The 13452-nt window shown below is 64.5% G+C and carries 10 protein-coding genes; 5 read left to right on the top strand and 5 right to left on the bottom strand.

The features are described from left to right. Positions 1-81: 81 nt before the first annotated feature. Positions 82-2193, top strand: a complete 2112-nt coding sequence (locus tag APS40_RS08700) for a catalase (RefSeq protein ID WP_055046670.1) — start codon at positions 82-84, stop codon at positions 2191-2193. Between the two features lie 112 nt (positions 2194-2305). Here APS40_RS08700 and APS40_RS08695 read toward each other — a convergent pair whose 3' ends face one another. Beyond that, positions 2306-3070 (bottom strand): FCD domain-containing protein, encoded by a 765-nt coding sequence (locus APS40_RS08695; protein ID WP_055046669.1) that lies wholly within the window; start codon positions 3068-3070, stop codon positions 2306-2308. A gap of 281 nt (positions 3071-3351) precedes the next feature. Here APS40_RS08695 and APS40_RS08690 point away from each other — a divergent pair, with 281 nt between their 5' ends. Together APS40_RS08690 and APS40_RS08685 are read left to right on the top strand one after the other, a co-directional pair. Further along, positions 3352-4572: an ABC transporter substrate-binding protein gene (locus tag APS40_RS08690; protein WP_055046668.1), complete on the top strand. Its 1221-nt coding sequence runs from the start codon at positions 3352-3354 to the stop codon at positions 4570-4572. Between the two features lie 130 nt (positions 4573-4702). After that, the gene (locus APS40_RS08685) at positions 4703-5749 is read left to right on the top strand and encodes a mannonate dehydratase (protein WP_055046667.1); all 1047 of its coding nucleotides are present in this window, start codon (positions 4703-4705) and stop codon (positions 5747-5749) included. 47 nt (positions 5750-5796) lie between these two features. On the opposite strand, the gene APS40_RS08680 is transcribed toward APS40_RS08685, so the two are convergent. The 4 genes from APS40_RS08680 to APS40_RS08665 are packed head-to-tail and all read right to left on the bottom strand — an operon-like array spanning position 5797 to position 9980. Then, positions 5797-6777, bottom strand: a complete 981-nt coding sequence (locus APS40_RS08680; RefSeq protein ID WP_055046666.1) for a sugar phosphate isomerase/epimerase family protein — start codon at positions 6775-6777, stop codon at positions 5797-5799. 28 nt (positions 6778-6805) lie between these two features. Further along, positions 6806-8278, bottom strand: coding sequence for an FGGY family carbohydrate kinase (locus APS40_RS08675; RefSeq protein WP_082434274.1), 1473 nt, complete (start codon positions 8276-8278; stop codon positions 6806-6808). After that, complete coding sequence (locus tag APS40_RS08670; RefSeq protein WP_055046665.1) at positions 8275-9228, bottom strand: transketolase family protein; 954 nt, start codon at positions 9226-9228, stop codon at positions 8275-8277. Before APS40_RS08670 ends, APS40_RS08675 begins: the two co-directional genes overlap by 4 nt. After that, positions 9228-9980 (bottom strand): transketolase, encoded by a 753-nt coding sequence (locus APS40_RS08665; RefSeq protein ID WP_082434691.1) that lies wholly within the window; start codon positions 9978-9980, stop codon positions 9228-9230. Before APS40_RS08665 ends, APS40_RS08670 begins: the two co-directional genes overlap by 1 nt. Positions 9981-10294: 314 nt before the next feature. On the opposite strand from APS40_RS08665, the gene APS40_RS08660 reads away from it, so the two are divergent. Together APS40_RS08660 and APS40_RS08655 are read left to right on the top strand one after the other, a co-directional pair. Beyond that, complete coding sequence (locus APS40_RS08660) at positions 10295-11137, top strand: DeoR/GlpR family DNA-binding transcription regulator (protein WP_197279463.1); 843 nt, start codon at positions 10295-10297, stop codon at positions 11135-11137. Positions 11138-11537: 400 nt separating this feature from the next. Further along, complete coding sequence (locus APS40_RS08655) at positions 11538-13439, top strand: ABC transporter substrate-binding protein (RefSeq protein ID WP_055046663.1); 1902 nt, start codon at positions 11538-11540, stop codon at positions 13437-13439. Positions 13440-13452 lie beyond the last annotated feature (13 nt).

Below are 13452 nucleotides of genomic sequence, written 5' to 3'. Positions count from 1 at the left end.
CCGCCCTTGCCGATCGAGTCGCGGCGGGGAACGTTCCGGCCACAACGAACTTCCCCCTGTGGATTTCTCACGGAGCTGCAAATGGCACGGAAAGCGGCGGGCAAGCCGGAACAGGCAGTCTATGGCGACCAGCAGGTGGTTCGCGGCAGGGGAGGCGAGACGCACCAGACGGCAGAGGAGGGTTACGAGACCCTCACCACCCAGCAGGGAACACCCGTTTCGGATGATCAGAATACCCTGCGCCATGGGGCGCGCGGCGCCGCCTTGCTGGAAGATTTTCATTTCCGTGAGAAGATCTTCCACTTCGACCACGAGCGCATTCCCGAGCGCGTCGTACATGCCCGAGGCTACGGCGCACATGGTTTCTTCGAGACACTGAAGCCGATCCCCGAACTCACCAAGGCGGACCTGTTCCAGCGCAAGGGCGAGAAGACCCCGGTCTTCGTGCGCTTCTCGACGGTGGCCGGCAACAAGGGGTCGTTCGACCTGGCACGGGATGTGCGCGGCTTTGCGGTGAAGCTCTATACCAAGCAAGGCAACTGGGATCTGGTCGGCAACAACATCCCGGTGTTCTTCATCCAGGACGCGATCAAGTTCCCCGATGTGGTCCACTCGGTGAAGCAGGAGCCGGACAAGGATTTTCCCCAGGCGCAGAGCGCCCATGACAACTTCTGGGACTTCATCTCGCTGACTCCCGAGTCGATGCACATGATCATGTGGATCATGTCGGATCGTGCCATCCCGCGCTCGTTCCGCTTCATGGAGGGGTTCGGCGTCCACACCTTCCGGCTGGTCAACGCAGCAGGCAAATCCACCTTCGTGAAGTTCCAATGGAAGCCCAAGCTGGGGCTGCAGTCGGTGATCTGGAACGAGGCGGTGAAGATCAACGGCGCCGACCCGGACTTCCATCGGCGCGACCTGTGGAATGCCATCCAGAACGGCGATTTTCCCGAATGGGAGCTCTGCCTCCAGACGTTCGACGAAAAGTTCGCCGAAAACTTCGAGTTCGACGTGCTCGACCCCACCAAGATCATTCCCGAAGAGCAGGTGCCTGCGGTGCCGGTGGGCCGGCTGGTGCTCGACCGGATGCCGGAGAATTTCTTTGCCGAGACCGAGCAGGTGGCGTTCATGACGCAGAACATCGTGCCCGGTATCGAGTTCTCCAACGATCCGCTGCTGCAGGGCCGCAACTTCTCCTATCTCGACACGCAGCTGAAGCGGCTGGGCGGCCCGAACTTCACTCATCTGCCGATCAACGCCCCCAAATGTCCGTTCCACCATTTCCAGCAGGATGGCCACATGGCGTTCTACAATCCGCGGGGGAGGGCGAACTATGAGCCCAACTCGTGGGGACCGGAGATCGGCGGGCCGCGCGAGTCGGTGGAGCGCGGCTTCACCACTTTCGCCGAGGACGCGGAAGGGCCGAAAATCCGGCAGCGGCCGGAGAGCTTTGCCGATCACTACAGCCAGGCGCGGCAGTTCTATGAAAGTCAGACGCTCATCGAGCAGCGTCACATCGCCGAAGCGCTGGTGTTCGAGCTGTCGAAATGCGAAGTCCCGCGCATCCGCGAGCGCATGCTCAGCCACTTGCAGAATATTCACGATGAACTGGCCAATGCCGTGGCAGAAGGGCTTGGCGTCGCCGAACTGCCGGCGCCGGCGGATGTCGCGGTCACGCCGCGGACCGACCTCGCGCCGTCCGATCCCCTCAGCATCCTCAAGCGCGGGCCGACCTCGTTCAAGGGGCGCAAGCTCGGCGTGCTGATGACCGATGGCGTCGACCCGGTGCTGCTGGGCGAGTTGCAGAACGTCGCAGCGGCGGATGGCGTGACGGTCGAATTGATTGCCCCGACGGTCGGTGGAGTGGTGGCCAGCGATGGGACGACCATCGTGGCTCAGCACAAGATCGACGGCGCACCGTCAGTGGTGTTCGACGCGGTCGCGCTGCTGGTCGCCGACGAGGGAGCGCTCGGGCTGCTGAAACTCCCGCCGGCCCGCGATTTCGTCTCCGATGCCTACGCCCACTACAAGTTCGTCGGTTTCACCCCGGCGGCGACCAAGCTGTTCAAGAAGGTCGGGTTGCCCGAGGACCTCGACGACGGCTTCATCGCCCTCGAGTCCGCCGCCGATGCAAAGGCCTTCCTGAAGCGGTGCGCCGACCTGCGATATTGGGACCGTCCCGACGGCGCCTGAGTCCGAAGGGCCGTGCGGCGATCTCTTGAAACAGAGAGTTCGAGAGATCGTCACCGGCCCGCCGGGGCAACTTGGTCAGCCTCGACCGGTGCTTGCATTGCACCCGGCGACCCTACTTCGGTGGGTCGGCGTATTCCTCCTGGGAAGGTTCCTTCTGGGCGAGCCACGCCGCCCACCAGCCCTTGAGGTGGTAGCGCATGGCCGCCTCGGCGGCGTCCGGATCGCGGGCGGCGATGGCGTCGAAGATCTGGACGTGTTGGCGGTGGGCGCGCTCTTCGGTGAACGACTGGCGCTGGAGCCTGGATCGCCGTTCCTCCACCCAGCCAGCGAAGGCGTCGTGCACGGCCTCGAAGATGCGGTTGTCGGCGATTTCGAACAGGGCGCGATGGAACAGCGCATCGGTGCGAACGAATTCGTGCCGGTCGCCGACGGCGCGCCCGTTCTCGTCGAGCCTTTCGCGGAGCATCTGCAGCTGTGCGTCGGTGATGTGCAGAGCGGCATTCCGTGCCATGGCCTGCTCGAGGAACGAGCGGGCGGCGAACAGGTCCTTGAAGGTCTCGCCATCCTGCAGCGACAGATGGATGACGCTGTCGAGAGATTCGAGGACGCTGCCGACATCGGGTTTGCGGACCCGGGCGCGTCGGCCGTTCTCGGTTTCGATCAGCCCCTTCTTCTCCAGAAACAGGAAGGCCTCGCGCACGGCCGGCCGCCCGGTGTCAAAAGTCTCCATCAGGTCTCGCTCGGATGGCAGGCGATCGCCCGGCTTCAGTCGCCCATCGCGGATGGCCGCCTCGAGTCGTGCTGCCACGACCTCGTAAAGCTTGGGCCGTGAAATCGGCGCCAGCCCGAGAACGGGGCCGCCATCGGCTTGGCTCATCGCTTTTCCTCTCCAGATCGTGGCTCAACATAGCCAAAACGGATTAGCTCGCAAGGCTTGATGTCATGCCGTCATGCTGTTACCTGTCATGCCAGTTTGAGGGATGCACCAGCGACGGTTCAGGCCAATGGACAGTGGCCGGAAACGTCCTCGTCACCGGAGCACGGCACTTGGGAGGACAAGGCAGTGAACAAGAAAACAAGAACCGGCGGCTGGACGCGGCGACAGGTGCTGGCGAGCGCGGCGGGCGGGATGGCCTTGGCTGCAACCGCGGGCTGTCGATGCCGGCGATTGCACAGCCGCGCAAGCTGACCTACTGGGGCGGCCTCGTACTGAGCGACACGGCCCACAAGCTGCTGATCGACGCGGTTACGGCCTGGGGCGCGACGAACAAGGTCGAAACCGAAGTGGTGCTGATCAACGTCAACGAGATCACGCAGAAGGTCTCGGCCGCGATCGCGTCGGGAACGCTGCCGGATGTCTTCGACGTCGGGCTGGAACTGCTGACATTGCTCTCGCGACAAGAGGTCTTCGCCAAGGTCGATGACGTCTATGAGCGGATCGGCGCGACGCATGGCGGTTGGTTCGATGGTCCGGCGAAGGCCAGCGACATGACGGCCATCGCAGGCGGACGCACCGCCATTCCGTTCGGGGTCAGCGGCAACCTGCTGATGCGGCGCAAGGACCTGCTCGAGCCGGCGGGCTTCACCGAGGCGCCCAGGACCTGGGACGAACTGGTGACGCAGGCGGAAGCCATCAACAAGGCGCCGGTTTCCGGGCTCGGCCTCGCGCTCTCCAATGTCGGCGACGGAAACCTGCAGACCAGCGTGCTGCAATCATTCGGTGGCCGCATCGCCGACGATGCCGGGAAGAAAGTAACGCTCGACTCGCCTGAAACCCGGTTGTGGCTGACCTGGCTGAAGGCCGCCTGGGACAAGGGTCTGTTCGCGCCGGGCAACACCGTATGGGACGGCTCCGGCGACAACCAGGCCTACCTTTCGGGCCAGGTCGGCTTCATCGCCAATACCGGTTCGGTGGCAGTGGCGGCGCGCAAGGACGATCCGGAGCTGTTCGAATCGACCGGCTTCTCGGCGCTGCCCGCCGGCCCGATCGGCACGATCTCACCGGTCAGCCCGCAGAGCCGCGTGATCAATGCCAGGAGTCCGCTGGTCGAGGAGGGCAAGTCGCTGCTCGAGCACCTCGCCAACTCCGAGTTCATGAATGAGTACTTCCAGTACGCCATCTGGGGGCCGGTGCTGAAGGATCAGGAAAAGCTCCCCGCCTTCGACGGCTCCAACACCATTCTCAATGGCCTGCTCGATCTGGCGAAGACCGGCACGTCGCCCGCCTATCCGGATCTGTTCAACGCCGCCTATGCCGACATGTCGGCCAACTTCATCATCCCCAAGCTGGCGCAGCGCGTGGTGGTGGATGGCTGGGACTTCGACAAGGCGATCGCCGAGGCCCAGGCCTCAACCCAGGCGATTTACGACAAGTACTGACTTCCGGGCATGAGCTTGGCTCAGCGACCTCTTGCGGCGGGGGTGACGGGGCTCTTCCACCTGATGACGAAAGGCTCTGGCGGTAATGACCCGACAGAGAATCGAACACATTTTCCAGTCGGAGACGATAATGGGTATCAGAGCGGCGGTCGGGCAGTTTCACGACCTGACCGAGGAGCGGTTGCGCTTCGCCAAACAGATCGGGGTCACCGGGTTGCAGATGAACAACCCGGCCCTGCCCGGCGACGGCAAGTGGGCCGAAAAGGATGTGCGCGAACTGGCCGACAAGGTCCGCGCAGCCGGACTGACGTTCGAGGCGATCGAGAACGTACCGTCGCAATTCTACATGAAGGCGATGATGGGGCTCGAGGGCCGCGACGCGGAGATCGAGAACTATCAGGCGACGATCCGCGCCGTGGCACGGGCCGGCATCCCGGTGCTCGGTCTGCATTTCATGCCCAACTCGGTATGGACGACCGACTATGTCGGCCCGACCCGTGGCGGCGCCACGGCCCGCAAGTTCGACATGGCGGTTGTGGAGGCGAACAGTGAGAACCTGGACCTGCTGCGAAGCTTCATGCCGACCGGTCTCGGAAGACTCTCCGGCATGCCGCTGTTCGGCAAAGACGGGCCGTTCATTTCCGAGGCGCAGATGTGGAGCAACTACAGCTACTTCATGAGCGCGGTGCTGCCGGTGGCGGAAGAAGAGGGGTTGCGGCTGGCGCTGCACCCCGACGATCCGCCGGTGCCAATGCTGGGCGGCGTGGCGCGGCTGTTCTACAAACCGGACAACTTCAAGAAGGCCTATGAGCTGTTCGGCGACTCGCCGAGCTGGGCGCTCGATCTCTGCCTCGGCTGCTGTTCGGAAATGATCGGCGGCAAAAAGAACGTCACCGAAATGATCGAGTTCTTCGCGCCCAAGGGGCGCATCGCCTATATCCATTTCCGCGATGTGCAGGGGACCGTGCCGAACTTCACCGAGTGCTTTATCGGCGATGGCAATTACGACCCGGCCGAGGTGATTGCGCTCCTGGCCGAGAACGGTTTCGACGGTTTCCTGCTCGACGACCACGTGCCCAAGATGGACGGCGACAGCGACTGGAACCATCGCGGCCGGGCGCATGCCATCGGCTACATGCAGGGGCTGATCCGCATGCTGGAGTTCAGCCGCAAGTAGCCGGAGCAGCCGGCAGTCGCTATTGGCGCGACCGCCGGCTCAAAGCTCTAGAACGCGCCGAACAACGCCTTCTGCGCGATGCGCAGCGCGGTGATCGCGTCGTGGTCTTCCTGGGCCTGGCGCAGCGCCTTGAGGTCGAGCGCTTCGAGGCCGCGGTCCACCGCCTTGAGGAAGTCGATGGCGTGATCCGCAGTTGCAACGCTGTCCTCGCGGAACGGGAACTGGTCGAGCTGCCAGACCCCGTCCCACTTGTTCTTGCGCAGAACGTGGAAGAACTCGAACAGCTCGATCGGGTGGAGGCTGCCGGTCACCAGGTCGTCGTCCCACGAGCGATAGTTGTCGTTGACGTCCATGCCGAACAGTCGGCCGTAGTCGATCGCCATCTGCGCCGAGTCGGCGGCAGATTCGCCGCCGAAAATGGCGTGACCGAAATCGAGCAGGATGCCGACATTGGGCAGGCCGATCCTCTCGATGCCAAGGAGCGTCCTCGCCAGCGAGTCAAAGCTCATATGGACGCGCGGCTCGCGCGGCTTGTACTCGATGACGAATTTGAGGTCCGGGTTCTCCGAGGCAAGCCGGCCGACGCCGTCGAGCGAGTTCTTCCACAAGGCGCCGTGATCGACCTGGAACGGATAGTCCCAGCCATCCTGTCCCGGCCACAGCTTGACGTATTCGGCCTTGAACTCGCGCACCACGCCGGCGGCTTCGGTGATCAGTTCGTGGGCGCGCTGGCGGATGCCGGGGTCGGGATTGGTGAAGGCGCCCTTCCTGAACTCGCGGGTGTAGATCTCGGGGGTGATGCCGATGACGCCGAGTTTGTTGCGGTCGAGCGCGGCCTTGATCTGGGCGTTGCTGAATTCACCGCCGAAGAATGGGTAGTTGATGTCGACGACGCTGAGGTCGCGCACCTTGCCGGCGAGGTCGATCGCCTCGATGACGTTGCGCGGCTCGCCATAGCCGTCGGTGGCATAGCGATCGACATAGGTGGCAAAGTGCCAGATGCCGGCTCCGAAGCGCAGCTTGCTCATCTTCTTCTCTCCCTCGAATTGTTCTGGTTCAGGTGATGGGGTCCCGCTGCAGCACGCGGCCGACGCCGGCGAGCCAGCCCGAGAGCGCCGCGTTGCGCTGCGCGTCGGACATTTGCGGGGTGAACTCGCGTTGCGCTTTGGGCGCGCGCCTGGTGTTGCGACCGAGGCCGGTGGCGGCCAGCAGCGCGGCACCGGCGGCGCTCACTTCGGGCAGCTCGCCGCGCAGCACCGGGCGGTCGAGCAGGTCGGCCTGGAACTGCATCAGCATGTCGTTGCGCGCCGCGCCGCCATCGGCCGAAAGGCGGGCCAGTGGCTGGCCAAGGTCGGTCTCCATGGCGGTGAAGACGTCAGTGACCTGGAAGGCAATGGCTTCGACGGCGGCGCGGGCGAGGTGGGCGGGAGTGGTGCCGAGCGCGAGGCCCGAGATGCTGCCGCGGGCGTCGGGATCCCAATAGGGGGCGCCGAGCCCGACCAGGGCCGGCACGAAGGTGACGCCGTTGCTGTCGGGCACGGTGGCGGCGAGCGTCGCGACCGCGGCGGGGTCGGCAAGGCCCAGCAGGCTCCCCATGAAGGCGACGGCCTGGCCGGAGACCGAAATATTGCCCTCGAGCGCATAGGCGACGCCGGCGCTGGTGCTCCAGGCAATGGTCGAGGAAAGGCCGCTGCGACTCATGATGCGGGCCGTGGTCAGCGTCATCAGCGACGAGCCGGTGCCGTAGGTAGCTTTCACCGTGCCGGGTTCGCGCACGCCGTGCCCGAACAGGGCAGCATGGGAGTCGCCGATCATGGCGTGCACCGGGGTGCCGGCAGCGAGGGCGGAAACCCCTGCCGCGACCGTGCCGAAGGCGCTGTCGGAGGGGCGGACCTTCGGCAGCAGCTCGAGCGGCACGTTGAAGATGCGGCCGAGCTCGTCGTCCCAGCCGAGCGTCTCGGTGTTGAACAGCTGAGTACGCGACGCGTTGGAATGATCGGTAGCGTGCTCTCCGCCGGTGAGGTTCCACAACAGCCAGGCGTCGATGGTGCCAGCGCGCAACTGGCCCGAGGCGGCGACGTCGCGGGCGCCCGCGAGGTTGTCGAGAATCCAGGCGAGCTTCGCCGCCGGGAACAGCGGATCGACGCCGAGCCCGGTGCGCGCCTCGATCAGCGCGCCATGCCCGGCAGCGCGGATGGCGGCGCAGGCGACCGCCGAGCGGCGGCATTGCCAGAGGATCGCCGGGGCGATGGGTTGTCCGGTGCGACTGTCCCATACGACGATGGTCTCGCGCTGGTTGGAGATGGCCAGCGCGTCCAGGTCGGGACCGACCTTGGCCACCACTTCGGCGATCACCGTTCGGACGCTCTGCCAGATGTCGGTGGCCGACTGTTCGGCCCAGCCCGGCTGCGGATAGTTGACCGGCATCGCCACGGAGGCGCTGGCGACCACCCGGCCGTCGGCGTCGAAGGCCAGGGCCTTGGTGTTGGTGGTCCCCTGGTCGATGGCGAGGATCAGCCCGTTGCTCATTTGCGGGCGAGCAGCTGGCGGGCCGCGTCGGCGATGCCGGCGGCGTTCAGGTGGAAATGCTCGAGCAGCCAGTCGGCCGAGCCGGTGGGGAGGAACCCCGGGAAGCCGAGGATACGCATCGGCACCGGATCGTGCGTCGCCAGCACCTCGGCCACCGCCCCGCCGAGGCCGCCGCGCACCGAGTGCTCTTCGACGGTGACGACCGCCCCGGTTTTCGCGGCGTCGAGAATGGTGGCCTCGTCGAGCGGGTTCACCGTCGACATGTTGATGACGCGCGCCGCGACACCGTCCGCAGCCAGCGCTTCGGCCGCGGTCAGCGCCCGATGCACCATCACGCCATTGGCGATGATGGCGAGATCGTCGCCGTCGCGCAGCGTCTCGGCCTTGCCGATCTCGAAGCGCGGATTGCTGCGGGGCAGGTCGGGGACCGGCATGCGGCTCACCCGCACGAAGACTGGGCCATCGAGGGCGGCGGCGGCGCGGATCGCCTGCTCGGTCTCCCAAGGGTCGGAGGGGACGATCAGCGTCAGGTTGTTGAGCAGCCGCAGCCAGGCCATATCCTCGATGGAGTGGTGGGTGGGGCCGAGCTCGCCATAGGCGATGCCGCTCGACTGGCCGATCAGCTTCACGTTGACATTGGTATAGGCGATATCGGCCTTGATCTGCTCCATCGCCCGGGCGGTGAGGAAGCAGGCAGCGGCCGAAATGAAGGGGATCTTGCCGCCATTGGCGAGGCCGGCGCCGACCGCCACCACGGTCTGTTCGGCAATGCCGACATTGACCATGCGCTCGGGCCAGCGCTTCCTGAAATTGACCAGCTTGGACGAGCCGACGCTGTCGCTCACCACGGTGACGATGCGCGGATCGGCTTCGGCCAGCGCCTCGACGGTTTTGGAGAAGGTGTCGCGGCAATCGTGCCAGCCGGCAGGGGCGGGGGCAGCGGCGCTCATCAGGCGAGTTCCCGCATGGCTTGCTCGTATTGCTCCTTGTTGGGCACGCCATGGTGCCAGGCGACGTTGTCGTGCATGAAGCTGACGCCCTTGCCCTTGAACGTATTGGCGATGACGCAGAGCGGCTTGCCACGGCCCTTGGGTGAGGCGCTCAAGAGGTCATAGAGGGCACGGTGATCGTGGCCGTCGACGGTTTCGACATGCCAGCCGAAGGCGCGCCATTTGTCGTCGAGCGGATCGAGCGATGCCGTCTCCTCGGTGCGGGCGCCCTGCTGCAGCCGGTTGCGATCGATGATCAGCGTCAGGTTTTCGAGCTTCCGATGGCCGGCGGTGAGCGCGGCTTCCCAGTTGCTGCCTTCCTGCAGTTCACCGTCGCCGGTGAGGACGAAGGTGCGATAGTCGGCATTGTCGATCTGGCCGGCAATGGCGATGCCGGTGGCGACCGGCAGGCCGTGGCCGAGCGGGCCGGTATTGGTCTCGACCCCCGGCAGATAGTTGCGATTGGGGTGGCCGTTGAGTTTCGACAGCGGCTGCATGTAGGTGGCGAGTTCGGCCTCGGGGAAGAAGCCCGCCGCCGCCAGCACGGCATAGAAGGCGCCGGTGCAGTGCCCCTTGCTCATCACGAAGCGGTCTCGGCCCGCAGCAGCAGGGTTGGCGGGATCGTGGCGCAGCACGCCGAAATACAGCGTCGCCAGCACATCGGCGGCGCTGAAATCGCCGCCGGGGTGACCCAACTGCGCCTCGTAGACCATCTGAAAACTGCGCCGGCGGATCCACAGCGCCTTGTCGCGGATCAGCGCGACCGGATCGTTGCGAAGCTCGGCGGAAGCCGGGAACGTCAAAACTGCCTCCTCCAGCGGTGGTGAGGGGCGGCTGTCGCCAGCGTCCTCCCATGCATCTTGCAGTGACAACTAACCGATTGTTTGTCGCGCGTCACTATCGAAAATTTGTGATTGCTTTCGTTTGCCATATATTTGACGACGGCGGCGGTGGAAAGCCGGGCGAGCGGGTTGCCGGAAATGCCGGCGCCACGGTAGTTTGGCTGCGACAGAAAACGAGCGTGAGCATGAACGAGCACAAGACCAACCGGCGGGGAGACCGCAAGGCGGCGGGCGCGGTCGAGGCCGGCGCCACGCTCGGCGGGCTGTTGGCGGAGCCGCGGCGTCGCAAGATCCTCGAATGGCTGCAGGAAGAGGGCAGCGCGCGGGTGCGCGATCTTTCGGCGGCATTCGAAGTGAGCGAGGCCACCATTCGGCAGGATCTGGAGCGCCTCGAGGCGGATGGTTACGTGTCGCGCGAACATGGCGGCGCGTTCCTCAAGACCTTGCCGCGGCAGGTCGAAACGCTCAGCCTGCAACACCTTGAGAACATGGACAAAAAGCGCAAGATCGGGGTGCGGGCCGCATCGCTGGTCGGCGACGGCGAGACCATCATCCTCGATGCCGGCTCGACCACCACCGAGGTGGCGCATGGGCTGTTGCAGCGGCGCGAGCTGACGGTCATCACCAATGCGCTCAACATCGCGCTGATCCTCGGTGCGGTGCCGGGGTTTGCCGTGCACATGCCGGGTGGCCAGTTCAAGGCGCCGACGCTGTCGCTGAGCGGCGACAAGTCGGTGGAGTATTTCCGCGATATCCTGGCGGGAAAGCTGTTTCTCGCCACGGCCGGCGTGTCGCTGGAGGCGGGGCTCACCTATCCGAGCTTTGCCGACCTGCAGCTCAAGCAGGCGATGATCAAGGCGGCTCAGCACGTCTACCTGGTGGCGGATTCGACCAAGATCAACCGCACTTCGTTCACGCGTCTTGGCACTTTGGACGTGATTCACTCGTTCATCACCGACGATGCAATCCGCGACGAAGATGCCCGAGAGTTCGAGCGCCGCGGCATTGAGCTGATCGTCGCCCGTTAGAATAACTCAATCGTTCCAGGCGATTAGCGTCTCAGCGTTGGTGTCCGGCCGCCAGGATGCGGCTTTGTCAGGGACGATCGAGGCGCGCCGGGCAAGCGTCGCTTGCTGGCGATCTCGGCGAAAATCGGCATTGACTTGCTCAGATTCCCTCCGTAATCCTCATCAATCGCAAACAAAACGAAACAGACAGAACTCGTCTGTTTGCGGTGTGCCTGAGCCGCCGCTGTGCAGCTGAAGGCAGGGGAGCGGGTGAGGAGCCCTTCGATCGCGGCGACCGAGGTCCGGCCGGTGCAAACCGGCTGACGGCGCGGCTGTGCGATGGCCGACCACCGCGAGGTTCAATCCCGGACGTCACGGCCGATACGGCGACGATTCCGGGCACATGAGGAGGACACGGATTATGGTACGGCTTGGCCGATACGTGCTGGCCCCGCTGGCGGGGCTGCTGCTGGCAGGCGCCAGCCAGGCGCAGGAAATGACCGATGTGGGCACGCCCCGCAACGAGACGCTGATCGTACAGACCTTCGATGGCAAGACGGCCAACCCGAACGCGCAGAACCCGTTCAACCTCTATGCCATCTGGCGCGGTTTCCGGGAACTTGGCTGGAGTTTCCTGTGGGAGATGGATACGGCCACCGGCCAATCCTATCCCGAACTCGCTGCCGGCCCGGTGGAAGTGCTCAACCCCGAGCACACCAAGTTCCGCATCAAGATCCGTCCCGGCGTGTTCTGGAGCGACGGCGTCGAACTCACCGCCGACGACTTCATCTACACGCTCGATACCGCGAGCAAGTACAAGGACAAGCTGAACTTCGTCGCCGGCTACGTGAACTACGTCAAGAGCTGGGCCAAGGTCGACAACTACACATTCGAAGTCGAGACCACCAAGACCGCCTACGACGTGCAGACAGTGCTCGGTGTCTACACCTGGGGCTCGCAGTTCACGCCGGCCCCCAAGCATATCTTCGAGCCGCAGGGCGACAACGTCGTAACCTTCGAGAACGCCCCGGCAGTGACGCTCGGGCCCTACAAGATCAAGGAGTACGACCCCAACGGCTTCTGGCAGTTGTGGGAATTGCGCGACGACTGGCAGCGTTCCGGCTGGGGCAACGCAGGCACCCCCAAGGCGAAGTACGTGCTCTACAAGGACTTTGGCGCCGAGGAGACCCGTGCTTTGTCGTTCGTGCAGAACAAGTACGACATCGACACCTTTATGAGTCCGGACAGCATCGCCGCCGCCAAGGCCCGCAATCCCGCGATCGAGACCTTCTCTAAGACATTCCCGTATCACGACATGAACGATGCCTGTTCGTACGGCATCTACATCAACCAGCAGAAGGCGCCATATGACAAGGCGGAGGTCCGTTGGGCGCTGGCGCTCACCGTCGACCTCAAGACGGTCGGCCTCAGTGCGCTGAGCGGACAGTTCAAGGCGGCAGCGATGCCGCTGTCGGATACCCCGATCACCAATGCCGCGTTCTACGGCCCGCTGGACGGCTTCCTCAACGAGCTCACTTTGGCCGATGGCTATAAGCCCTTCGATCCCACGTTCGGCCAGCAGATGGTCGAGGCGCTGAAGGCGCAGGGCGCCCCCGAGAGCGAGTTGCCGACCGGCGACGCGGTCAAGGAAGGCTTCGGCACCGGCTGGTGGAAGTATGATCCGGCCCAGGCGGAGAAGCTGCTGGCCTCGGTGGGCATCAAGAAGGGTGCTGACGGTTTCTACGCGCTGCCTGATGGCTCGCCCTGGGTCGTCGAGCTGGTGTTTCCGTCGGACTGGAACAAGGTAATGCAGCGCGTCGGTTTCTCGATTGCCGACAGCTGGAAGAAAGCGGGCTTCAACGTCAATGCCCGGCAAGTCGATGCCGGCGAGCACGGCACGGTGGGCAACACCAACTCCAAGTTCAACCTGGAGCTGCAGTGGAACAACACCTGCGTCTACAACGTGAACTGGCTGAACGGATGGCGCTCGTTCAATGCCGATAACGTCAAGCCGGTGGACTCGAGCGATGCGCTGAGCGGCAACTATCTGCGGGTCACCGATCCGGAAATCTTCCAGCTGGTGGCCGACAGCGCGAACCTGCCGACTGAAGATCCGCAGTTCGCCGAGAACGGTCGGTCGATCATGAAAAAGCTGACGGAGGGGATGCAGGAAATCAACCTGATGAACATCCCGACGACGATCCCGACCAACAGCACCTACTGGCGCAACTATCCCAAGCAGGACAACTTCTATGCCGCTCCCTACAGCTGGTGGAGCTCGTTCAAGAAGACCATCCTGAATATCGAACCGACCGGCAAGTAGACCCGGTCGTCCA

This window comes from Devosia sp. A16 (genome assembly GCF_001402915.1).
Classification (GTDB): domain Bacteria; phylum Pseudomonadota; class Alphaproteobacteria; order Rhizobiales; family Devosiaceae; genus Devosia_A.
Note: the sequence above shows the minus strand (reverse complement) of the source record. Positions and strands in the feature narration are given on the sequence as shown.